This window comes from Ignavibacteria bacterium (assembly GCA_013177855.1).
In the GTDB taxonomy this organism is placed as follows: domain Bacteria; phylum Bacteroidota; class Ignavibacteria; order Ch128b; family Ch128b; genus Ch128b.
On the sequence record JABLYA010000001.1, the window covers coordinates 2,139,063 to 2,160,979 of the forward strand.

The window sequence follows — 21,917 nt, forward strand, 5'->3', positions numbered from 1 at the left end:
AAATATTTTTGGAGTGTATATGAAAAACATTTGGAAAATTTTATTATTTATATTGATGACAATTGTACTCTTTGCAGGCATTGTTCCACCTATTGTCGATCATCCAAAATCTTTTTTTGAATTTCCATTAATTCCAGGACTTGAAGATAAAGCTAAGATTATTTTCTTCCATGTTCCGACTGCCTGGCTAACAGTCCTGGCTTATTTAGTTGCAATGTATTATGGAATTCGATACCTCCGGAAAAAAGAAATTTATGATGATATGAAATCTGTCTCAGCAGCAGCACTGGGACTGCTTTTTTGTATTCTGGCGACGGTTACAGGTTCTGTATGGGCTAAATTCAATTGGGGTTCATTCTGGCACTGGGACCCGAGAGAGACAAGTATTTTTATTTTGTTATTAATTTATGGTGCTTATTTCGCGCTTAGAAGCGCTCTTGAAGGAGAAGAGAAGCGGGCAAGACTTTCAGCTATATATTCGATATTGGCATTTTTAACAACACCATTTTTTATTTTTATTATGCCAAGATTGATGATTGGTCTTCACCCAGGTGCACTTGAACTTGATCCAGCTACAGGTCAGGTAAAAGCAAGTGCAAATCCTGTGATTAAATTTCAAATGGCTCCAAATATGAGAATTGTTTTCTTTATGTCTTTAATTGCATTTACGATTTTATTTTTCTGGCTCTGGAATTTGACACATAGAATTCTAAAAATTGAACACAAAACCCAACAAGAAAATTAAGGAGAAGAACAGTGGAAAGTTTGTATGATTTCTTAAATCAAAACTCAATTTATATCGTAATGTTGATTGTTTTACTTGTCTGGATCGGAATTTTTCTTTTTGTTTATAAGCTTGATAAAAAAGTCAAAAAATTAGAGGAGAGAGTAAATCTATGAAAGCAAGACATTATATTGGCGGTGCAATTATTCTGGTCTTTTTAGGTTTATTATTTTACAATTTCACTCGAACTAATATTGAATATGAAAGTGATTTTACAAAGGTAATGCAAAGCGGAAAAGTGTGTAAAGCAACTGGTGTATGGGTCAAGGAAAAATCTTTTCAAGAGAATATTCAGGATAGAACTTTTATCTTTTATTTGAGAGATGCAAAGAATAACGAAATGAAGGTTGTGTATAAAGGCACAAAGCCAAATAATTTCGAAATCGCTACAAATGTTGTTGTAACAGGTAAATATGAAAATGGATATTTTCAAGCAACCGATGTTTTAACTAAGTGTCCATCTAAATACGAAGGTCAGAATATAAATACAAGTGGTTCTTAATAACAGGAGAAAGTTATGATTGGAAATATTTTAATAACAATTGCTTTTATTGGTGCGGTGTTTTCTGGTTTGATGTATTTTTTGAATTATCGCGGCTACCAGAATACTTTGAATTTTGCGAGAATAGCCTTTCATACAATGGCTACTTCAACAATTCTTGCAAGTGTCTTCTTGTTATATCTAATTCTCACACACCAATTTCAATATAAATATGTATATAGTTACAGCGACACTTCGCTTCCATTAGGGCTTTTAATTTCAACCTTTTATGCGGGACAGGAAGGAAGTTTTCTTCTCTGGGCATTATGGATGGCGATTATTGGAGTAATTCTTCAGCAATACACTGCCGTTCGAGGAGATCTTGAACCGAGAGTAATGGCAGTTTATTCACTTGTTCAATCGTTCTTACTTTTAATGATTACTCCAATGGTGAAAAATCCTTTTGCCTTGATTTATTCAGAACCTTTTATGGCTACTGCCAACACAATAAATTCTCAATTACTGAAATTACCTATACTTGCTGATTATATTTTTTCTGATAAAGCAACAGGTCAACTCTATGTAAAAATAGACCAGTCACTGGTTTCAGCCTTGCAAAGTGCAGGAATTAGCTTGAGAGAATTCATTATTAATGGGCGAGGCTTAAATCCATTATTGCAAAATTTCTGGATGCAAATTCATCCGCCTGTTTTGTTTATTGGCTTTGCTTCGATGAGTGTTCCATTTGCATTTGCATTTGCTGCTTTAATCAAGAATGATTATAAAGAGTGGATTAAACAATCATTTCCATGGATTCTTTTTGCTTCTATGGTTCTTGGATTAGGAATTATGCTTGGCGGTTATTGGGCTTATGGTGTTTTAGGTTGGGGTGGTTACTGGGCATGGGATCCTGTTGAAAATTCTTCTTTAATTCCATGGATAGTCTCAGTAGCGGCTATTCACACAATGCTTGTTCAAAAGAAAACAGCTAATGAGAATAGTATTGGCGCATTTGCTAAAACAAATCTGGTTTTAGTAATCCTTTCATTTGTTTTGGTATTGTATTCTACATTCTTAACAAGAAGCGGTGTTTTGGGTGATGCTTCTGTTCATAGTTTTGTCGATCCAGGTTATTTTGCTTACCTACTATTATTAATCTTTATGGGAACATTTATCGCACTTGGTGCGGGATTATTAATTTATCGATGGAAATATCTCCAACAAATTACACCTCCTCAAAATAAATTACTTTCACGAGAATTTGCATTATTTACAGGTTCGGTTGTTTTAGGTGCTTCTGCACTTGTGACTTTTCTTGGAACCTCAGCTCCGATATTAGGGAAATCTGTTCAGGTTGAATTTTATAATAAGATGAATCTTCCTCTTGGAATTATAATTGGATTGATTAATGGACTGAGTCTTTTAATTAAATGGAAAGAAACTGAAGGTAAAGAACTTCTAAGAAAATCAACCTTCTCGTTAGTTTCATCAATTATATTGACCATTATTATGTTTATCGCTGGTGTGAAAGATTTTAATATGATATTATTTGCTTTTGCATCAGCTTTCGCATTTTTTGTTAATGCTGAGATTGCATATAAAATCATTCGTAGAAACTTAGAAAAGGCAGGTGCTTATATTGCGCATATGGGATTGGCTCTTTTATTCATTGGAGTAATTGCCTCTTCAAAATATGACAAATCAATTGATGTTAATCTTGTGAAAAACGAACCAGCAGATGTCTTTGGATATAAAATGATTTTTACAGGTTATTCTCCAACAGAAGATGGAAAATATGCATTCAAAATTTTGATCGAAAAAGATGGAAAGCAATATGAAGCAGCACCAATAATGTATTACAGTGAATTTAATCAAGGAATAATGCGAAATCCAGATATTGTTCCTTTTGTAACCAAAGATATTTACATATCTCCTCTATCTTATGATGATGGTACTTCGTCATCTAGTTCTGAGGGAACGACTTTACAAATTAAAAAAGGGGAAAAAGTTAAATATGGAGAATCTGAGATAGAATTCGTCTCATTTAATTTTCCTCAGGATGCGATGCAAAAAATGATGGCTGGTGGTGATTTCGAGATTGGTGTAAAATTGATCGTTAGAAATTACGGTTCGAAATATGAAATAGAACCGAAATATGGAATTCGAAATGGTGAACGAATTGATGAACCAACAAGAATTAAAGATGCTAATATCCAAATTTCTGTCCAATCAATAAGCGCTAATGAAGGAGCTGTAAGTTTAACTGTTGGGCCTTATTCAAGTGAAACAAAAACAAGTGAAGTTAAAAGAGAAGTACTAGCAGTTACAGCAAGCATTAAACCTTTTGTCGGTCTTGTCTGGTTAGGAACGGTTGTAATTGTCCTAGGTTTCTTTATTGCTATGGTCAGAAGAACAAAAGAATCCAGGGTGTAATAATTAATCAAATTTTTAATGATAGTTTTAGGTTAAGTCACCTTGATAAATTTTTCAAGGTGACTTAATTTTTTTTAAAAATTTTTTCTAATTAGAAATGTCATACCATAAAATTTCTACCACTGAAAATTCCAACAATTCATTGTTATCCAAACCAAGGATAGTTTTAAGCCGATGCATTAACATTGAGCCAACAAGGTATAATGGCGGAATTGTAAGAAGTTTATTTGTTGAGGAATTGGGAAAGTATGTTGAATTCATAACAGTTTGTCCCGAAGTTGATATAGGAATGTCAGTTCCAAGACCAACTGTCTTACTTGCAAAAATTGGCGGTAAAATTCGAATGATTGAGCCAACATCTATGAAAGATTACACTGATGAAATGGAAAATTTCTCAAAAAGATTCTTGGAGAATTTAAAGGAAGTTGATGGTTTTTTATTAAAAGCTAAATCACCGAGCTGTGGTGTTAAAGATGCTAAACTCTACAAAGATGATTTAAAAAACTCACTTGGTAAAACAAATGGAATCTTTGCTGATTTTGCAATTAATTACTTCCCAAATTTACCAGTAGAAGATGAAGGAAGACTTCAGGATTTTTGGATCAGGCAGGAATTCTTAACGAAAATTTTCGCATTTGCCGACATAAGAAGATTAAAACGAACCGCTAAATCAATAAAAGATTTAATAAAATATCATCAGGATTATAAATACTTGTTAATGCTTTACTCTTCTGCAAATCAAAAGAAAATGGGCAGATTAATTGCAAATTGGGATGAATTTGGTCTAGATGTAACCTTAAATGAATATGAAAAAATCTTTAGAGAAACTTTTACAAAAAAACAATCAATACTAAAACATATAAATGTTTTGCAGCACATTTATGGTCATTATTCGGATTTTATTAAACCGAAGGAACAAAGATATTTTAATTATCTCTTGAATAAACTGAAGAATGACAGACAATATCTCAAAGTTGTTTTAGAATTTACTCGTAACTTAGTTTATAGATTTGAAGATCAATATCTATCAACTCAGAAATATCTGCATCCCTACCCGGAAGCACTCGAAGATGTTCTATAACACAAAATAAAAAGCCAGACAATGTCTGGCTTTTTTAATTTTTGAAATAACAAAAGATGGAAAATCAGGACTTGGATTTAATGTACTTTTCAGGATTATCTTTAAATTTTTTCATACATTTTTTACAGCAGAAATAGTAAGTCTCGCCTTTATATTCCATTTTTAATTCAGGGTCAGCCTCTTCACCTGTAACTACGCAGACGAGCTTTTCTGAATCTTTCAGTTTTGTTTGTGTTTCAGTTTTAGTTGTTTTGACAGCTTCTTTCTTTGATTGTTTATCCTGAAACACATTTGAAGAAAAAGCTTGATTAAAATTTCCTGCAAGGAAAATCAGCATCAAAACTGAAGAGATTATTAATTGAACCTTGTTGAATGATGTAATTTTCATTTGTTTACTCCTATGATTTAGTTATTGATTAAATTACATCATTCTAACAAAGTGAATTTGAATAAAAGTTTCTACTTAACAAGTTTTGAAATTGCTTTGAATTCATCTGACCTGCATTCTTCGAGCAATTCGAATAGAACAGATTCGGTTGAAGTGATAATTGCTCCTTCGTTACTAAACCTCATTAGTGCTGCATTGTAATCTGCTTCTTTTCGAGAGGAAATTGCATCGACCGGAACATTTACTTGAAAACCATTGGCGAGTAGGTCCAGAACTGTTTGCATTACACATACATGTGACTCAATTCCACAAACAACAATTTGATCTAACTTTTTCTCCCTTAATTGATAAAAAAGGTTTTCGGCGCCATAACAACTGAAAGTAAGTTTTTGAATTGCCTCGTGTGGTTGAAGGTTGTGAAGAATTAATTCAGTAGTTGGTCCTAAACCTTTGGGATATTGTTCGGTGTAAAAAATTGGAAGTTTGAGAATCTTAAATCCATTGATAAGCTTATTTATATTTTCAACTAATTGTTCGTGATTACGCATCACTTTTAGAATTCTCTCTTGTACATCAATAATAAGTAAAGCGGTTCTGGACTTGTTTAGAATTTTTGGATTTCTAATCATCTCGCCTCCAATTAAAATTTTGTAAGTGATGTTTTGAAATAAATATTTATATCATTTTAAATAAGGGCTAAAATCGAATTCGATTTTTTCTTCGCAGTAAAATGGTTCTCCATATTGTTTCCCGATCTGAAACCCATAAAATTCAGCTCGTGCTTTTAAGTAGTTCAAAAATTCAGGTCTCGAAATAAAGGTTTCGGGTTCTTTTGATTGGGGATTATAAAATTGACTTGAATAAGCAAGTACCGCTTCCATCTTTAAATCAAAATAGGGAGAAATATCATAAATAAATGTTGGTTCAAAAGGATAAGTTTGCATAAAATAAAATATTTTATTTGGTCGAAATGGTTGGAAAGAATTTTTTGTTTGATATTTCTTTAATCCAGCAAAGAAACAAGCTTCTTTAATTAATTGAGCTGAATTTTCATGATCTGGATGACGATCAATAAAATGTGGAGCAAAAACTATTTTGGGTCTGAATTTTCTGATTACATCAACAACTTTTGAAATTGAATTTTTATCGAGTTGAATTTCACCATCTTTTAATTTCAAATTTTCACGATAATGAATTCCTAAAATTTTGCTGGCTTTTTCTGTTTCTTTTTTTCTTATTTCGAGTGTTCCTCTTGAACTTAATTCACCTTGACTCAAATCAATTATCCCAACCTTAAAACCTTTTTCAACTAATGAAATGATTGTTCCGCCCATTGAAAGTTCAACATCATCTGGATGAGCGCCGAAAGCAAGAATGTCAAGTCTGATTTGTTTCATTTTGTTTCCCATTTTTATTGCAAGTTAAAAAATCCATTAAAATGTTAATTGCTTCGAGCATTTTGGATTTAGTTTCAGGATGGAGTTCTGTGCCAAATTTGAAATCAATGACCGGGATTTTAAGAAGATAAGCGTCTTGCTTTTTATTAAATAATTTTTCGGCAAAACCTAAAATTACTTCTGGTGATAAAAAATGAAATGTGCTTAAATCGGTATAGTCATTTTTATTTTCAATCTTTATTAACTCAACTTTATTTTTTTCATCTATTGATGCATCAATAAATATCACCTGATCATAGTTCGAAATTTTCTCGCTTAATTCCGGAAGTAATTGATGAGAGGTGTAAATTTCAGTTTCCTGTAATTCATACTTTCCTAATTCTTTAGCAAGATGAATGGCAACTCCATCATCTGAACGAATTTCATTCCCAATACAGATTAATAATGTCTTTTTCTTCATCTTAGAATGACTAATAATTCCTGTTCAAAATATAAATAAAGTTAATTATAAATAATCCAGGTTCTAATAATGACTGAATGATTTTTAAAAGATTTCAAATTGAAGTAAAGAGCAAAGTGAATATTTAAAAAAACAAGTCAGCCCTTGAAGGCTGACTAAAGATTTTCATAAAAAATTGATGAGGATTTAATTTCTAACTTTTTCAGATATCACATTACCATTTTTGTCAATTAATTGAATTTTAATCGGCATTGAACCAAATGCATGAGTAGAGCAACTCAAGCAAGGATCGTATGCGCGAATTCCAGCTTCTATTTTATTAAGTAATGGTTCAGGAATATCAAAACCATGAATAAAATTTCTTGCTATTTGCAAGATGGTTCTATTCATAGCCAGGTTATTCTGACCAGTAGCAATGATTAAATTGACAAATGTAATCAAACCATCATCATCAACTTTATAATGATGGAATAAAATCCCACGAGGAGCTTCACTGCAACCAACCGCTTCTGATCTATTCACACCAGCACGAGCTTTTAATTTGCTTGATTTTAAATCAGGATCGTCTATCATCATAAAAATTTTTTCGATACTTGCAATAATTTCAATCAATCTTGCATAATGATAAAAGAATGCAGAATTAACCGAACCAGAACCAAATTTCCTAAATGCAATTAATTCTTTATCTGCGATTTCAGTGCCAATTTCTTTGCAAATATTTAAGCGAGCCAGTGGACCAACTCTATAAATGCCCGCTGGATAACCGAGAGGTTTATAATATGGGAACTTTAGATAAGACCATTCTTCCACAGCCTCGCCGATAAAATCTTGATAATTATTTGGGTCTAAATTGTCTGCTATTATATTACCCATACTATCAACAATTCTTATCAAGCCATCGTAATGTTCCCAATTTCCTTCTTTATCAACCAAACCCATATAATATGTTAAGAAGTTACCAAACGTGTAAAATTCACTTTCGAAACTTTTAATTTTCGATTTGAAAAGCTTTAAAGCACTTTTAGCAATTTCAAGCGCTTCAGGTAATCGTGATTTGATGTAATTAATTGAATCTTGTGTAAGGCTGCTTCTTACGCCACCAGCAATTGACCAGGAAGGATGAATCTTTTTTCCACCTAAGATTTCGATAATTTCCTGACCGAATTGTCTTAATCGAATTCCATTCCTTGCCAATTCAGGATTTTCTTTAATTAAGCCAAAAATATTTCTTTTTTCTTTTGGTGTATCCCATCCAAGAATTAGATCAGGTGAACTCAAGTGGAAAAAGCTTAATGCGTGTGATTGTATAATTTGTGCAAGATTCATTAGTCTTCGTAATTTTTCTGCTGGTGCAGGAATATCAACAGAAAGAATGTTATCGCAAGCTTTTGATGAAGCCAAAATATGACTGACAGGACATATACCACATATTCTTGCTGTTAAACTGGGCATTTCTCTAAATGGTCTACCAATGCAAAATTGTTCGAAACCTCTAAACTCATTCACATGAAATCTTGCATCTACCACTTCACCTAAATCATCAAGATAAAGTGAAATTTTTGCGTGACCTTCAACTCTTGTAACAGGTTCAATGATAATTTGCTTTTTCATAAAACATTTACCACTAGTTTATTCCTCGAAATATTTTTATCCATTCTTTAAAAATTGACCTTGAAGCTCGGGAACTTCGTTATTAATTAATTTTTCAAGAAGAAATTTAATTCTTGCTGCATCAGGTGGACAACCAGGTAAGAAGTAGTCAATTTTTACTATCTCATGCAAAGGTCTTACTCTGTCGAGTAATTTTGAGATTGAGTTGTAATCAAATTCAGAGATGTTGTTAAGGTTTACCAACTTTTTGTAGCTAAGTTCTAAAGATTTATCTGCCTTTCCATGTAAATTTCTTAAAGCAGTAACATTACCATTCAAAGCGCAATCACCAAAAGATACAAGCGTTTTAGTTTTTTTTCTTATTTCTTTTAAGAAATGATAATTTTCTTCATTTGCAACTGCTCCTTCAATCAAACATAGATCAACACCATCTGGATAATCTTTATTATCCATAAAGGGACTAAAAACCAATTCAACTTTTTCAGACAAGTCGATTAACCATTCATCTAAGTCTAAAAAAGACATATGGCAACCGGAGCAACCTGCAAGCCAGACTGTAGCGAATTTTATCTTATCCATTGTTTCTTTACCCTCGCCTGAATTATAAATTCGAGATGACTTTTATCTTTCTGAAGCTCGGCTACTGAGACACCTCGCTTAAACAACGCACCAGTTGGACAAACAAGCACGCATTTACCACAAGATGTACAACTTTCCGATTCACCCCAGGGCTGGTTCATATCTGTTATTACTATTGCATTTGCGCCTCTGTTTGCAACATCCCAGGTATGAGCTCCTTCTATTTCGTCACAGACTCTAACACATCTTGTACAGAGAATACATCGATTATGATCTATTCCGAATAACTCATGAGAGATATCAACAGGTAAATTGGGAAATCTAAAATCGAATCTTACATGGTCAACACCTAAAGTCATAGCTAAATTTTGAAGCTCGCAATTCCCATTTGCAACACAAACTGAACATTGATGATTTCTTTCTGATAACAACAGCTCAATAATGAGCTTACGATACTCTTTTAATTTTTCACTATTGGACCTTACTTCCATACCTTCAGATACTTTTGTGGTGCAAGCAGGTTGAAGTTTTGATGAATTAGAAACTTCAACAAGACATAAACGACATGCACCTACGTTGGTTAGACCCGGGAAATGGCAAAGTGTTGGGATAAAAATTCCGGCATCTCTAGCTGCTTCAAGAATAGTTTGGCCTTCTTTAGCGCTTATGACTTTTCCGTCAATAGAAAAAGTTTTTACAGACATTTTTTACCTCTAAATATCTTCTTTTAAGAGACTTAAATATTCGTCTTCGAAATTCATAATTGTACTTAAAACAGGATTTGGTGCTGATTGACCTAATCCACATAGACTGGTTTCTTTTACCATTTTGCAAAGTAATTTCAATTTTTCGAAATCGTATTGAGTAGCTTCACCATTTAATATCTTGGATAAAATATTATGGATTTCATACGTTCCGGCTCTGCAAGGAATACATTTACCACACGACTCATCTTTACTGAACTCCATAAAGAACTTAGCAACTTCGACCATGTTTGTATTTTCATCCATTACAATCATTCCACCAGAGCCCATCATTGAACCAAGTTCTATTAATGATTCGTAATCAACTGGTGTATCAAGTTTACTTGCTGGAATGCATCCGCCTGAAGGACCACCAGTTTGGATAGCTTTTATCTTGCCTTTGTTTGGTACACCTCCACCGATTTCTTCAACAATTTCTCTTAAAGTCGTTCCCATTGGTACTTCAATCAAACCTGTCCTTGCAATTTTACCAGCTAAAGCAAAAACTTTGGTTCCCTTTGAATTTTCAGTTCCAATTTTTGAAAACCATTCACTTCCATTTCTGATAATTGGAACAACATTAGCAAAAGTTTCGACATTATTAATTAAAGTTGGATATCCCCACAATCCATATTCAGCAGGGTAGGGTGGTCGTGGATAAGGAGTCCCTCTCTTACCTTCAATTGATTGCATTAAAGCTGTCTCTTCACCGCAAACAAAAGCACCGGCACCAATTCTTAAATCAATTTTGAAGTCAAAATTTGCTTCAAAAATCTGGCTACCGAGTAAGCCATATTTCTTTGCTTGACGAATTGCTGTTTGTAGTCTACTAATTGCAAGAGGATATTCTCCACGGATATAAATGTAACCCTGCTGAGCACCAACAGCATAAGCTGCAATAGTCATCCCTTCAATTATTTTGTGTGGATCGCTTTCAAGAACACTTCTATCCATAAATGCACCCGGATCTCCTTCATCAGCGTTACAAACAACAAATTTTTTTTCTGCTACCGATTTTGCAACTAATGACCATTTTAGTCCAGTTGGATAACCAGCACCTCCGCGTCCTCTTAAACCACTTTTGGTAATTTCCTCGATTACTTCTTGAGGTGTCATCTCATGAAGAACTTGATAAAGAGTAATATATCCGCCGTTGGCTATATAAGATTCGATACTTTCAGGATCGATTTTACCAGAATTTTCTAAAACTATGTGCATCTGTTTTTTGTAAAATGGATCATCTGGTGAAATCTTTTCAATTCTGCATTTTTCGCCTTTTAAATCTTTGAGGATTTCTTCAACATTATCTAAGGAAACATTACAATAAAATTCACCGCTTTGAGAATTTCTAAGTAAAGGACCTTTGCTGCATAATCCTAAACACCCAACGCCTATAACATCAACCTTATCGGCTAAATTTTGATTTCTTAAAATTTCAGTTAGCTTATCTTTAATTGATTGAGAATTAGAAGAAACACAGCTTGCAGCAACACAGCAGTGTATTTCCAGTGGCTTCTTTTTTCTTCTCTCTTTTTCAGAGATTTCTAATAATTCTGCAAGATCCATATTATAACCATTCCTTTAATTTTTTTATGACAGTTTCTTTTGTTTGATAGGCAGCAACTTGATTATCATAGATTATGGCTGGTGCACTGCCACAGGTTCCAATACATCTTGCAGTTGCAATTGAAACCTTGCCGTCTGGAGTAGTTTCACCAGCCTTTATGTTCAGGAATTTTTCCATTTCAGAAAGAAGTTCAGCTGCACCTTTCACATAACAAGCAGTCCCCATACAAACTATGCAGGTATGTTCTCCTTTAGGCTTTAGAGAAAAGAAATTATAAAATGTTGCAACACCATAAACTTTACTCGGGGGAAGTTTAAGTTCTCTTGTTATATATTCAAGTGTTTCTCTGCTTAAGTATCCAAATAGCTCTTGAGCTGTATGAAGAATTTCAATCAAAGCATCGGGTTGGTAAAGATTTTTCTTTAATGCGGCGTTTAAAAATTTTAATCGATTGTCAGTTTGTTCGGTAGATTTTGTTTTGTTTTTAACTGCAGGTTCCATATGAATTCCAGATTTGTCAGAGATTTGAGGTTAATATATTAAAAGTGTTTTTTAATAATAATATCCAAAATTTTCTCTGAAGCTTCTTTAACCTTTTGAGAAATTTCTTGACCAAAAGAAAAATTACTTGAAAAAATTAAGTAAAGATATAATTCCTTTGGTAGAATATTTAATTGTTTAGCTAATCTTAATGCACTTAATAAACTAAAAGCATGAGATGAAAATAGGTTTATCTCGGAGAAATCTAAATCATCTGTAACTTTTATCTCTTTTATTCGCCCAATATCTTCAGGATTTTCTGAAATGGCAGCGTCAATAATGATGAGTTTATCGTAATTCTGAAAGTAGTTTAATAAATCAGTACCATTTCCATCACTTTCAATTATATCAAAATCCGGATAGAGTTCTTTTAATTTGCGGGCTACGATAAGACCCACTGCATCATCAGATCTGAATTCATTACCAATCCCTATAATTTTTTGCCGCATAAAACAATTTTATTTCATTCTTGAATAAATTCGATTTTCAAAAAGTGAGTTGCACAGGAAATGCAGGGGTCGTAATTACGAATTGCCTGTTCTAATTTCCATTGTAATTCATTTTTGGGGAGATTGATGTATTTATTTACAAATTCGTAAAGATCGCGTTCAATTTGTTTTTGATTTTGAGATGTTGGAGGAACAATTTTAGCGGATTGTATCAAACCATCTGGACCAACTTTATATCTATGATACAAAATTCCTCTCGGCGCTTCCGTGCAGCCGTAGCCAATACCTCCAGGCATTTCAAAGTCAATATAGGGTTTTGTATTCCAATCCATATTATCAATAATTCTGATTGCTTCATCGCAAGCGTAGACAGTTTCAACTGCCCTTGCAATTATGCTCTTAAATGGATTTGTAACCGGCGGAAGGAAGCCAACTTCTTTTGAAATTTCCTGAGCAAGCGGAGAGAGTTTATCAAAGTTTAAATTAAATCTTGCAAGAGGTCCTACAAAGTATGGTTCACCTTTTTTATTAACCGAATGCAATGCATTTGAATGAGCAATGTGTTCTTCGAAGAAATTGTTTTCATATTCTGAAATATCAATATCAAGTCCTTTGTTTGAAACAAGTCTTCCTTCATTAAATGGATATTCATCAGGATGTCGAAGAGCGACAAACTCGTAATCAAAATCAAAATCTGGGAAAGGAAGAGAAGCAGCCCACCGCACTGTTTCTAAAGCAGCATCTCGTGCCCACTTCAGTCGTTCCAGTAAGAGGAGGAATTCATTTTTTGACGGGATGCTGTAGAAACCACCTACCCGCACATTTATTGGATGAATTTCTCTTCCTCCCAGAAGATTTACAATATCATTTCCAATTTTCTTAAGTTCAAGAGCTTTCTTAACTACATCGGGATGATCTTTAGCAATTTGTAGTGCATCTTCATAACCGAGAAAGTCTGGAGCGTGAAGCAAATAAATATGAAGTACATGACTTTCTATCCACTCACCACAATAGATTAATCTTCTTAAATCTCGAATAGGTCCTTCTATCTTAACTCCTGCGATTCTTTCCATTGCATGAACTGAACTCATTTGATATGCAATTGGGCAGATTCCACAAATTCTTGCAGTAATGTCAGGAGCTTCGGTGTAATGCCTTCCAATTAGAAATGCTTCGAAAAATCTTGGCGGTTCAAAAATTTTAAATTTTAAATCTTTTATCTTATTGCCTTTTATGTTTACAACTAGTGAACCTTCGCCTTCAACACGGGCAAGGTAATCAACTTTAATTGTTTTACTTTTCATATGCTTCACTCTCCTTGCGGAATGCATCTGAGTATGCGTTAAAACCTCTAAAGGTTCTTACAATATCGTAATTTGATAACCCCATTTCTTCAAATTGATTAGAAAGAGAAGAGGTATTTGATCCTTCTTTTGGTCCATAACATCCAAAACATCCACGATTATATGTTGGGCATAAAGCATTGCAGCCAGCATGAGTGACAGGGCCCAAGCAAACTTTACCTTCGGCTACCATTACACAGGTTATTCCTTTTCGTTTGCATTCAATACAAACACTTGTGTTTGGAATATTTGGCTTTCGATTATTAATAAATGCATTTAAGACTTCAAGTAATTGATATTTGTTTATTGGACATCCACGCAATTCATAATCAACATAGACATGGTAAGAAATGGGAGTAGAATTTTGAAGTGTTGAGATAAATTTTGGATTTGCGTAAACAATATTTATAAATTCTCGAACATCCTTAAAATTTCTAAGTGCCTGAATTCCTCCGGCAGTTGCACAGGCTCCAATTGTTATTAATACTTTTGATTGCCTTCTTATTTTGTGAATTCTTTCAGCATCATGTGGAGTTGTTATTGACCCTTCGACAAGTGAAATATCATATGGACCTGATTGTATTGCTCTTGATGCTTCGGGGAAATTTGCAATTTCCACAATCTCGGCTACTTGAAGTAATTCATCTTCGCAATCGAGAAGGCTTAGTTGACACCCATCACAAGATGCAAATTTCCATACTGCTAATTTGGGTTTTTTGTTTTTTGTTGCTGCCATAATTATATCTCTCTTTTTCCAAAAAGATGTTCGATTTCTTTGTAATTAAAAACGGGACCATCTTTGCAAACGAATTCTGTACCATATTGGCAATGGCCGCAGAAACCAACACCGCATTTCATATTTCTTTCCATCGAAACATAAATATTTTCTTTTGAGAGTCCTCTTTTAATGAGCTCAACTATTGTGTATCTCATCATAATTTCAGGACCACAAATCATTGCAATTGTATTTAATGGATCAAATGGAGCTCGGGGGATTAAAGTCGTTACAACTCCCACATTTCCTGTCCAATTTTTTACTGCACGATCGACGGTTACAATTATATCAATATCCAGTCGTGATCTTAATTTTTCTAATTCTTTTCGATAAAGTATATCCTGTGGAGTTCTTGCGCCGTAGAGTAGAATTATTCTTCCATAATATTCACGATTTGAAAGAAGGTGATAGATCACTGGTCTTAATGGAGCCAATCCAATACCACCAGCGACTAAAAGAACATCATTACCAATTGCTTCTTTGACAGGCCAGGGCTTACCAAATGGACCTCGAATACCAACAATATCATCTTTTTTTAACTTAGCCATTTGCTTGGTAACTGTTCCAACTGCTCTGGTTGTGTGAACAAGAATTCCACTCTTATTTGGATCGCCGCTTATTGAAATTGGAATTTCACCAACTCCAAAAATGTAAATCATATTAAATTGACCAGGCTCAAAACTAAATCCATTTCGGCTCTCAAGAGATTTTAATTCAATCGTAAATGTATAGTGCGTTTCTTTTATAAATCTCTGAACTTTATAAGTTGATGGAAACATTACCTGCATAGCTTTTCCTTTCCCAGAACATTTTTACAAATTATTTTCTACCATAGAGATCGAGTAACTGTAGTCTCATTGCATTGATTCGTTGTTCAAAAACATTGGCAACACGTTTCATAAGTTCATAACCTAGTCTAGGATCACTTTCACATTTGTTTCTGAGGCAGGTAGCATCTAATTCAATCACCCTTGTAAGTTCTACTGCTCTTGCATCAAATCTCCACTGGTAAGGAGGAACCATCCAGGACCATCCGATTATATCACCTTCACCAAGGGTTTGAATTATTATTGAACCGACCTCTGGTGAATAAATTTCAATTGCAACTTTGCCTGAACGAATTATATAAAAATTGTTTGCTTCATCATTTTCTTTAAAGAGATATTTACCTGGCTCGAACACAGCATTTTTTGCACAGCCAACTATTAAACTGATGTGTTCGGATGGTAATCCTTCTACAAAAGGATGTTGAACAAGAATTTTTTCAAGTGATTCCATTTAGATTTCCTCCCTTGAAGTAGTTTGATATTGTGAGCTTTTAATAAATTTTGTTGCTTCTTCTGTTATGTCAATTCCTACTGGACACCAGGTAATGCATCTTCCGCAACCAACGCATCCAGAGGTGCCAAATTGTTCGTGCCAGGATGCAAGTTTATGAGTTAACCATTGTCTGTATCGACTTCCAATTGAAACTCGAACACTTCCCCCGTGAATGTAAGAATATTCTAACGTGAAACAGGAATCCCACTTCTGTATTCTTTCGGCCTTTGTTTTTTGGAGATCTGTGTAGTCTTCAACAGTCATGCAGAAACAGGTTGGACAAACCATTGTGCAATTTCCACAAGCCAGACATCTTTTAGCAATTTCATCCCAGATAGGATTTTCAAGATTTTTTAATAAAGTTTCCTTTAAATTATATGTTTCGAGATGTTTATTAATTTGAGAGATTGTTTTTTGAATGACTTGATTTTTCTTTTGTAAATCAGATTCAATTGCTTCTTTCGTGTTTAATTCATTAACGATTTCAGAACCTTTTTCACTATTTGTTTCAATTAAGAAGTAGTGCTCTTTATCGTTTATAATTTCTGTTAATAAAATATCATATCCAGATTTGACTTCCGGACCAGTTCCCATCGAAGTACAAAAACAATTGCCTTCTGCTTTAGAGCAATTAACTGCAACTATCAAAGAATTCTTTCTTAAATTTTTATATCTGTTATTTTGAAATTCACCCCCAAAGAAAACTCTATCCTGAATTTCAATTGAATTAATTTCACAGGACCTAACACCTATAAAGGCATATTTCGATTCATTTGTTTCAGCTTTTTCGATTTCGAGCTTATTGTTTTTATAATAAGCTGTAAAAATTTTTTGTACTGGAGGATATAGAAATTTTTTCCAGGATTGAGGTCCAACAACATAATTAAAGAATGCACCATTGTTTGATTTTTCCAGACGATAATAACCAGGCTTTTGTGTGTCGGTATAACCAATTGGTAATTCATTCGCTGAATTAATTTCAGAATAAATAATAGCCCCATTTTGAATGGTTGGACCTACGGTTGTATAACCTTTTTCTTTTAGTTTATTAAGAAGGTTATCAAATTCATAAATGTCAATTATTTTCATATCTAACCTTTATTAGGTTTTTTACTTATTGAGCAATGTATATGCCAGATATTAAACTATAAAATTTCGATTAAAATATAATTTGAGAAATTTTATTTCTCAAATTTGAAATTTTTTAACATTAAATTTTTTAGATATGAATTCTACTTGTTAATTATAAATATTAAAGAAAAATGTAATAAACAGAATTAAATTTTTTGGACTGATAAGCTCCTTCGGTAAAGTCCACAATAAAATATTAGATTGTTTAAAGCTTCTTCTAATTCATAACTTTAATCGCAAAAATTGAAAAACTTTTTTTGAAACTAACATTTAATATTTGCATCCAATTAATAAAAAAAGGATCAATATGTTTGAAATGGAAATTGTTTTTTCAGGTAACAAAAAAGTAGATGCAATTTTTAACGGGCAGGTGATTAGAACCGATCAACCTATTCAAGCTGGTGGAGATGGAACGGCTCCAGCCCCATTTGATTTATTTCTTGCCTCGATTGGAACCTGTGCTGGAATTTATGTTTTAGGATTTTGCCAGGCACGTGGTATACCGACAGATGGAATAAAACTCATTCAAAAAATGAATTATAATTTTCAAAAGAGACTTTTTGATAAAATTGAAGTTGAGATCAAGCTACCTCCCGATTTCCCCGAAAAATATAAAGCAGCTGTAATTAATGCTGCTGAAAATTGCGCTGTCAAGAAGCATCTTCTTAATCCACCAGAATTAATTGTCAAGGCAGTTTAAACCTTATCAGTTCTCTCCTATAGTTAAGTGGTTTGTAGATTTCTACAAGCCACTTCTTTTTTTTAATTTGTTTACAAAAAGGAATCTAAAATGACAATACTTATTAAGAACGGATTAATTATTTCTCCGCCTGATGAATTTATCGGTGATGTGTTTATTGAAAATGATAAAATTGCTTCAGTTGGTGAGCATATTTTCAAAACAGCTGATAGAGTAATTGATGCAAAAGGAAAATTTGTAATCCCCGGCGGAATTGATGTTCATACTCATCTTGATATGCCTTATGTTGATGATATTAAATCGAGAGATGATTTTTATACTGGTACGGTTGCCGCTGCATTTGGAGGAACTACAAGTATTATTGATTTTCCTACACAATCTAAGGGTGAAAAACTTAAAGATACATTCCAAAAATGGCAGGAAAAAGCTAAAGATAAAGCAGTTATTGATTATTCTTTTCATATGATAATAACTGATCTTTCAGTTCTTGATGATTCTGATTTTAAGTTTTTGGTAGAAAATGGGATCACGAGTATTAAAATTTTTACTGCTTATCCAGATAGATTAATGTTAGATGATGGAGAAATTTTTGAAATAATGAAAATTGCAAAGAAATATAATTTGCTTGTAATGGTCCATGCAGAAAATGGAATTATAATCGATAAACTGGTAGCATTTGCTCTTTCAATGGGTTATAAGTCTCCGAAGTATCATGCACTCTCAAGACCGCCAATCCTTGAAGCCGAGGCAATTAATAGAGTAATAACTTATGCGACTTTACTCGATATTCCAATTTACATTGTTCATGTTTCTTCATTCGAAGGAATGAAAGTAATAATGCAGGCAAGGGAAAGAAAAAGTGATGTGTTGGGTGAGACTTGTCCTCAATATCTTTACCTGAGTATTGATGATATATCGAAAGGAAATGATGATGATTATAAGTTTGTTTTTACTCCGCCAGTAAGGGAAAAATGGAATCAAGAATTATTATGGAATGGATTAAGTCAGAATGTACTGCAAATATTATCAACTGATCATTGCCCATTTAATTTATCGGACAGGATGATTGGTAAAGATGATTTTACAAAAATCCCAAATGGTGGAGCTGTAATTGAACATCGCCTGGAGTTATCTTTTAAAGGTGTTAAACAAAATAGAATTAATTTAAGAAGATGGGTAGAGATCAATTCCACAAATCCAGCAAAAATTTTTGGGATGTATCCGAATAAAGGAGCTATAAAAGTTGGAAGTGATGCAGATATAGTTATCTGGGATCCAGAATTTACAAAGACAATTTCTGTTTCAAATCATCATATGAATATTGATTATTCTATGTTTGAAGGTATTGAAGCTGCAGGAAAAGCAGAAATAGTGATTTCTAAAGGGGAAATTATCATTGAAGGCGATAAGTTTATTGGAAAAGCTGGAAATGGAAAGTTTATAAAAAGAAAAAGCTTTGATAAACAATTACTTTAAGCTTTATTTTCTATTAACATTTAATAAAATATTTTTCATTATCCGGCATTGCTTTACATTTTTATTACTTTTCATTATGTTCAAGTGGAGGTTCTATGGAATTCTTAATACTCATTTCGATCGTTATTGTCTCTTACTGGATTGCCTCTAAACTTTTCAAACCTGGTAAGCCCGACCCATTCCGCAATTATGATAATGACTAATCCATTTTAATCTTCTTCCATTTAGCAATCCTCAATCGCATCTCATTTAATTCCCTTACCTTTATCAAATAATACCAATTAAAACACAACTGCAAATCTAAATTTATAATTACCTCATATCTAGAAATATCGCCATCAGAGAGTCTGAATACTATTGGATCTATTCCGACCTGCACAGGTTCATAAAATGAAACTCTCAAATTAGTTAAATCTTCAAGCTCTATAATGACTCGATCATTCTCATCATTTAAGTCTGGGAAGAGTTGGTCGTATTTTTCATCAAACTACTTTTTCTGGAAAAAAATCCTTGATTATCATATTGACTTCTTCAAAATCATCTTCATTTATATCACATCTTATCCTCACTCTATCATATTCAATATTAACATCTCTAATTTTTATGTATGATCCATCGACAAAATACGTTTCGATTTCCTTGATTAAACCCTTGATAATATTTTCATTATTGACATTCTGAGTTGACTCTGCATAAAAATTAAAACTCATTTTGCCTAAAAGAATTCTATTATCCTTACCTACTTGAATAAACTAAATGATTAATTTGATTATTGAGTTCAAGAAAAAAGTTTATTGAAACAGAAAAAAATTAAAACTCTTGATTGTTTAAAAAAATTTTATAACTTGCATTTGCGATGAAACAAAAAATCTTTTTTACAAAAATTTTAAGAACTAATCTTTCCTTCTGGAATTCTCTCACCTGGTGGCCTCGCCTTGAGGCCTAAAAACTCACCTTTGCGCTAAGCGCATCTCGACATATTTTTTTCAAAAAACTAATTAACCAATAACAATTAATCTGGAGGATTTTATGGAATCAAAAAAATTTCTTTTAAATGAATCTGATATTCCAAAATTTTATTACAACATTCTTGCTGATTTGCCCGAACCTTTACCACCTGTACTTCATCCAGGAACAAAACAACCAATTACACCTGATGATTTAAAACCTCTTTTCCCTATGGAATTGATTAAGCAAGAAGTTAGTAGTGAAAGATATATCGAAATTCCCAAAGAAGTAGTTGATGTTTACAAAATTTGGAGACCAACTCCTTTGATTAGAGCATATAATCTGGAAAAGTTCTTAGATACGCCTGCAAGAATTTATTATAAATACGAAGGTACGAGTCCAACTGGAAGTCACAAACCAAATACCGCTGTGGCTCAAGTTTTTTATAATAAATTAGAGGGGATAAAAAAGTTAACAACAGAAACCGGTGCAGGTCAGTGGGGTTCCGCTTTGTCTTTTGCCGGCTCATTGTTTGGTGTGGAAGTAAAAGTCTTTATGGTTAAAGTGAGTTATCATCAAAAACCGTATAGAAAAATTATGATGGAAAGCTTTGGTGCAAAAGTAATTCCAAGTCCCAGTACAGAAACGAATTCAGGGAAGAAAATATTAAGTGAAAATCCTGATCATCCGGGTAGTCTTGGAGTTGCAATAAGTGAGGCAGTAGAAGTTGCAGCTTTAAATTCAGATACTAATTATTCCCTGGGAAGTGTTTTAAATCATGTGATGCTTCATCAATCAATAATTGGACTTGAAGCAATGAAACAATTTGAATTGGCAAATGATGAACCTGATATTTTAATTGGTTGTGTTGGCGGTGGAAGTAATTTTGCTGGCTTTACTTTTCCATTCATTGGAAAAATGTTAAGAGAAAATAAAAATTATAAAGTTATAGCAGTTGAACCTGCTGCATGCCCAAGTCTAACGCTTGGAAAATACACTTATGATTTTGGTGATACAGCTCACTTAACTCCTTTGATCAAAATGCATACGCTTGGTAGTACATTTATTCCACCAAAAATTCATGCGGGCGGATTGAGATATCACGGTATGGCTCCAACGGTGAGTTTCCTGAAAGAAAAAAATTTAATTGAAGCGAGAGCAGTTGAACAAAATGAATGTTTTGAAGCAGGTTTGATTTTTGCTAAAACTGAAGGGATAATTCCTGCACCCGAATCGACACACGCTGTTAGAGTAGCGATTGATGAGGCATTAAAGTGCAAAGAAACTGGTGAGAAAAAAGTCATTGCATTTAATTTGAGTGGTCATGGAAACTTTGATCTTCAGGCATATGATGATTATTTATCAAATAGATTATCAAATAATAAACTTGATTATAAACAGATCGAAATGAGCATAGCAGAAGTTCCTGTAGTTTAATCTGTTTTTCTTATCAAGAAAATTCATAAACTTTATTTGTCATAAAAGTTCTTAGCCCTGTAAGTTAAAATCTTACAGGGCTGTTTAAATTTATTGTTAATGAAAACACCTTAAAGATATTCGATTTATGAGAACTCAATTTTAGCTGATAGAGTAATTACAAGGACTTTACAGCGAATTCGAAGCTTATCTTAGGACTATTTGTAGAATTGGATTTGACATCTTAGAGATGAAAAAACGCATAGAAATTCAACCACTAATTTTCAAAAGATTG

The 21,917-nt window shown here is 33.2% G+C and carries 24 protein-coding genes; 8 read left to right on the forward strand and 16 right to left on the reverse strand.

Going from position 1 to position 21,917, the window contains the following annotated elements; genetic code table 11:
- The first annotated feature begins 19 nt into the window (after positions 1 to 19).
- The 5 genes from ccsA (HPY57_08930) (at position 20) to HPY57_08950 (ending at position 4,779) form a co-directional block, all read left to right on the forward strand.
- Positions 20 to 745 (forward strand): cytochrome c biogenesis protein CcsA, encoded by a 726-nt coding sequence (ccsA, locus tag HPY57_08930; GenBank protein NPV11898.1) that lies wholly within the window; start codon positions 20 to 22, stop codon positions 743 to 745.
- Between the two features lie 59 nt (positions 746 to 804).
- The gene (locus HPY57_08935) at positions 805 to 900 is read left to right on the forward strand and encodes a CcmD family protein (protein NPV11899.1); all 96 of its coding nucleotides are present in this window, start codon (positions 805 to 807) and stop codon (positions 898 to 900) included.
- Positions 897 to 1,286: a cytochrome c maturation protein CcmE gene (locus HPY57_08940; GenBank protein NPV11900.1), complete on the forward strand. Its 390-nt coding sequence runs from the start codon at positions 897 to 899 to the stop codon at positions 1,284 to 1,286. The genes HPY57_08935 and HPY57_08940 overlap by 4 nt, the downstream gene beginning before the upstream one ends.
- Before the next feature lie 15 nt (positions 1,287 to 1,301).
- Positions 1,302 to 3,698, forward strand: a complete 2,397-nt coding sequence (gene ccsA / locus HPY57_08945; GenBank protein NPV11901.1) for a cytochrome c biogenesis protein CcsA — start codon at positions 1,302 to 1,304, stop codon at positions 3,696 to 3,698.
- Positions 3,699 to 3,795: 97 nt separating this feature from the next.
- Positions 3,796 to 4,779 carry a DUF1722 domain-containing protein gene (locus HPY57_08950; protein NPV11902.1) on the forward strand — a complete coding sequence of 328 codons (984 nt, stop codon included), beginning with the start codon at positions 3,796 to 3,798 and terminating at the stop codon, positions 4,777 to 4,779.
- 64 nt (positions 4,780 to 4,843) lie between these two features.
- On the opposite strand, the gene HPY57_08955 is transcribed toward HPY57_08950, so the two are convergent.
- The 15 genes from HPY57_08955 to HPY57_09025 all read right to left on the reverse strand — a co-directional run bounded on the left by HPY57_08955 (position 4,844) and on the right by HPY57_09025 (position 17,040).
- Entirely contained in the window at positions 4,844 to 5,116 is a 273-nt protein-coding gene (locus tag HPY57_08955) for a YHS domain-containing protein (protein ID NPV11903.1), read from the reverse strand.
- 122 nt (positions 5,117 to 5,238) lie between these two features.
- Positions 5,239 to 5,796 (reverse strand): hydrolase, encoded by a 558-nt coding sequence (locus tag HPY57_08960; GenBank protein NPV11904.1) that lies wholly within the window; start codon positions 5,794 to 5,796, stop codon positions 5,239 to 5,241.
- A 51-nt stretch (positions 5,797 to 5,847) separates the two neighbouring features.
- Complete coding sequence (gene bshB1 / locus HPY57_08965) at positions 5,848 to 6,555, reverse strand: bacillithiol biosynthesis deacetylase BshB1 (GenBank protein ID NPV11905.1); 708 nt, start codon at positions 6,553 to 6,555, stop codon at positions 5,848 to 5,850.
- Entirely contained in the window at positions 6,545 to 7,024 is a 480-nt protein-coding gene (locus tag HPY57_08970) for a hydrogenase maturation protease (GenBank protein NPV11906.1), read from the reverse strand. The genes bshB1 and HPY57_08970 overlap by 11 nt, the downstream gene beginning before the upstream one ends.
- A 186-nt stretch (positions 7,025 to 7,210) precedes the next feature.
- The gene (locus HPY57_08975) at positions 7,211 to 8,635 is read right to left on the reverse strand and encodes a Ni/Fe hydrogenase subunit alpha (protein ID NPV11907.1); all 1,425 of its coding nucleotides are present in this window, start codon (positions 8,633 to 8,635) and stop codon (positions 7,211 to 7,213) included.
- 36 nt (positions 8,636 to 8,671) lie between these two features.
- Positions 8,672 to 9,214 carry an oxidoreductase gene (locus tag HPY57_08980; GenBank protein NPV11908.1) on the reverse strand — a complete coding sequence of 181 codons (543 nt, stop codon included), beginning with the start codon at positions 9,212 to 9,214 and terminating at the stop codon, positions 8,672 to 8,674.
- Positions 9,202 to 9,918 carry a bidirectional hydrogenase complex protein HoxU gene (gene hoxU, locus HPY57_08985; GenBank protein NPV11909.1) on the reverse strand — a complete coding sequence of 239 codons (717 nt, stop codon included), beginning with the start codon at positions 9,916 to 9,918 and terminating at the stop codon, positions 9,202 to 9,204. The genes HPY57_08980 and hoxU overlap by 13 nt, the downstream gene beginning before the upstream one ends.
- Before the next feature lie 9 nt (positions 9,919 to 9,927).
- A complete protein-coding gene (gene nuoF / locus HPY57_08990) occupies positions 9,928 to 11,523 on the reverse strand; it encodes an NADH-quinone oxidoreductase subunit NuoF (GenBank protein NPV11910.1) in 1,596 nt (531 codons plus the stop codon).
- 1 nt (position 11,524) lies between these two features.
- Positions 11,525 to 12,025: a bidirectional hydrogenase complex protein HoxE gene (hoxE, locus tag HPY57_08995; GenBank protein NPV11911.1), complete on the reverse strand. Its 501-nt coding sequence runs from the start codon at positions 12,023 to 12,025 to the stop codon at positions 11,525 to 11,527.
- A 38-nt stretch (positions 12,026 to 12,063) separates the two neighbouring features.
- The gene (locus HPY57_09000) at positions 12,064 to 12,513 is read right to left on the reverse strand and encodes a hydrogenase maturation protease (GenBank protein NPV11912.1); all 450 of its coding nucleotides are present in this window, start codon (positions 12,511 to 12,513) and stop codon (positions 12,064 to 12,066) included.
- Between the two features lie 14 nt (positions 12,514 to 12,527).
- Positions 12,528 to 13,817 (reverse strand): Ni/Fe hydrogenase subunit alpha, encoded by a 1,290-nt coding sequence (locus HPY57_09005; protein ID NPV11913.1) that lies wholly within the window; start codon positions 13,815 to 13,817, stop codon positions 12,528 to 12,530.
- Positions 13,807 to 14,592: an oxidoreductase gene (locus tag HPY57_09010; GenBank protein ID NPV11914.1), complete on the reverse strand. Its 786-nt coding sequence runs from the start codon at positions 14,590 to 14,592 to the stop codon at positions 13,807 to 13,809. The genes HPY57_09005 and HPY57_09010 overlap by 11 nt, the downstream gene beginning before the upstream one ends.
- A gap of 2 nt (positions 14,593 to 14,594) precedes the next feature.
- On the reverse strand, positions 14,595 to 15,419 hold the full coding sequence (locus HPY57_09015) for an FAD/NAD(P)-binding protein (protein ID NPV11915.1): 825 nt from the start codon (positions 15,417 to 15,419) through the stop codon (positions 14,595 to 14,597).
- Positions 15,420 to 15,450: 31 nt separating this feature from the next.
- The gene (locus HPY57_09020; GenBank protein ID NPV11916.1) at positions 15,451 to 15,909 is read right to left on the reverse strand and encodes a cyclic nucleotide-binding domain-containing protein; all 459 of its coding nucleotides are present in this window, start codon (positions 15,907 to 15,909) and stop codon (positions 15,451 to 15,453) included.
- The gene (locus HPY57_09025; protein ID NPV11917.1) at positions 15,910 to 17,040 is read right to left on the reverse strand and encodes a 4Fe-4S dicluster domain-containing protein; all 1,131 of its coding nucleotides are present in this window, start codon (positions 17,038 to 17,040) and stop codon (positions 15,910 to 15,912) included.
- A gap of 349 nt (positions 17,041 to 17,389) precedes the next feature.
- Here HPY57_09025 and HPY57_09030 point away from each other — a divergent pair, with 349 nt between their 5' ends.
- Together HPY57_09030 and hydA are read left to right on the forward strand one after the other, a co-directional pair.
- Positions 17,390 to 17,782 (forward strand): osmotically inducible protein C, encoded by a 393-nt coding sequence (locus HPY57_09030; GenBank protein ID NPV11918.1) that lies wholly within the window; start codon positions 17,390 to 17,392, stop codon positions 17,780 to 17,782.
- A gap of 90 nt (positions 17,783 to 17,872) precedes the next feature.
- Positions 17,873 to 19,258 carry a dihydropyrimidinase gene (hydA, locus tag HPY57_09035; GenBank protein ID NPV11919.1) on the forward strand — a complete coding sequence of 462 codons (1,386 nt, stop codon included), beginning with the start codon at positions 17,873 to 17,875 and terminating at the stop codon, positions 19,256 to 19,258.
- A gap of 482 nt (positions 19,259 to 19,740) precedes the next feature.
- Here hydA and HPY57_09040 read toward each other — a convergent pair whose 3' ends face one another.
- Positions 19,741 to 19,968, reverse strand: coding sequence for a hypothetical protein (locus HPY57_09040; protein NPV11920.1), 228 nt, complete (start codon positions 19,966 to 19,968; stop codon positions 19,741 to 19,743).
- Positions 19,969 to 20,287: 319 nt separating this feature from the next.
- On the opposite strand from HPY57_09040, the gene HPY57_09045 reads away from it, so the two are divergent.
- Positions 20,288 to 21,643 carry a TrpB-like pyridoxal phosphate-dependent enzyme gene (locus HPY57_09045; GenBank protein ID NPV11921.1) on the forward strand — a complete coding sequence of 452 codons (1,356 nt, stop codon included), beginning with the start codon at positions 20,288 to 20,290 and terminating at the stop codon, positions 21,641 to 21,643.
- Positions 21,644 to 21,917 lie beyond the last annotated feature (274 nt).

Bases quoted from the DNA above. Each gene is read 5' to 3' on its own strand.
- ccsA (NPV11898.1), top strand. From the start codon at position 20: ATGAAAAACATTTGGAAAATTTTATTATTTATATTGATGACAATTGTA.
- HPY57_08935 (NPV11899.1), top strand. From the start codon at position 805: ATGTTGATTGTTTTACTTGTCTGGATCGGAATTTTTCTTTTTGTTTAT.
- HPY57_08940 (NPV11900.1), top strand. From the start codon at position 897: ATGAAAGCAAGACATTATATTGGCGGTGCAATTATTCTGGTCTTTTTA.
- ccsA (NPV11901.1), top strand. From the start codon at position 1,302: ATGATTGGAAATATTTTAATAACAATTGCTTTTATTGGTGCGGTGTTT.
- HPY57_08950 (NPV11902.1), top strand. From the start codon at position 3,796: ATGTCATACCATAAAATTTCTACCACTGAAAATTCCAACAATTCATTG.
- HPY57_08955 (NPV11903.1), bottom strand. From the start codon at position 5,116: ATGCTGATTTTCCTTGCAGGAAATTTTAATCAAGCTTTTTCTTCAAAT.
- HPY57_08960 (NPV11904.1), bottom strand. From the start codon at position 5,796: ATGATTAGAAATCCAAAAATTCTAAACAAGTCCAGAACCGCTTTACTT.
- HPY57_08970 (NPV11906.1), bottom strand. From the start codon at position 7,024: ATGAAGAAAAAGACATTATTAATCTGTATTGGGAATGAAATTCGTTCA.
- HPY57_08975 (NPV11907.1), bottom strand. From the start codon at position 8,635: ATGAAAAAGCAAATTATCATTGAACCTGTTACAAGAGTTGAAGGTCAC.
- HPY57_08980 (NPV11908.1), bottom strand. From the start codon at position 9,214: ATGGATAAGATAAAATTCGCTACAGTCTGGCTTGCAGGTTGCTCCGGT.
- hoxU (NPV11909.1), bottom strand. From the start codon at position 9,918: ATGTCTGTAAAAACTTTTTCTATTGACGGAAAAGTCATAAGCGCTAAA.
- nuoF (NPV11910.1), bottom strand. From the start codon at position 11,523: ATGGATCTTGCAGAATTATTAGAAATCTCTGAAAAAGAGAGAAGAAAA.
- hoxE (NPV11911.1), bottom strand. From the start codon at position 12,025: ATGGAACCTGCAGTTAAAAACAAAACAAAATCTACCGAACAAACTGAC.
- HPY57_09000 (NPV11912.1), bottom strand. From the start codon at position 12,513: ATGCGGCAAAAAATTATAGGGATTGGTAATGAATTCAGATCTGATGAT.
- HPY57_09005 (NPV11913.1), bottom strand. From the start codon at position 13,817: ATGAAAAGTAAAACAATTAAAGTTGATTACCTTGCCCGTGTTGAAGGC.
- HPY57_09010 (NPV11914.1), bottom strand. From the start codon at position 14,592: ATGGCAGCAACAAAAAACAAAAAACCCAAATTAGCAGTATGGAAATTT.
- HPY57_09015 (NPV11915.1), bottom strand. From the start codon at position 15,419: ATGCAGGTAATGTTTCCATCAACTTATAAAGTTCAGAGATTTATAAAA.
- HPY57_09020 (NPV11916.1), bottom strand. From the start codon at position 15,909: ATGGAATCACTTGAAAAAATTCTTGTTCAACATCCTTTTGTAGAAGGA.
- HPY57_09025 (NPV11917.1), bottom strand. From the start codon at position 17,040: ATGAAAATAATTGACATTTATGAATTTGATAACCTTCTTAATAAACTA.
- HPY57_09030 (NPV11918.1), top strand. From the start codon at position 17,390: ATGTTTGAAATGGAAATTGTTTTTTCAGGTAACAAAAAAGTAGATGCA.
- hydA (NPV11919.1), top strand. From the start codon at position 17,873: ATGACAATACTTATTAAGAACGGATTAATTATTTCTCCGCCTGATGAA.
- HPY57_09040 (NPV11920.1), bottom strand. From the start codon at position 19,968: ATGAGTTTTAATTTTTATGCAGAGTCAACTCAGAATGTCAATAATGAA.
- HPY57_09045 (NPV11921.1), top strand. From the start codon at position 20,288: ATGGAATCAAAAAAATTTCTTTTAAATGAATCTGATATTCCAAAATTT.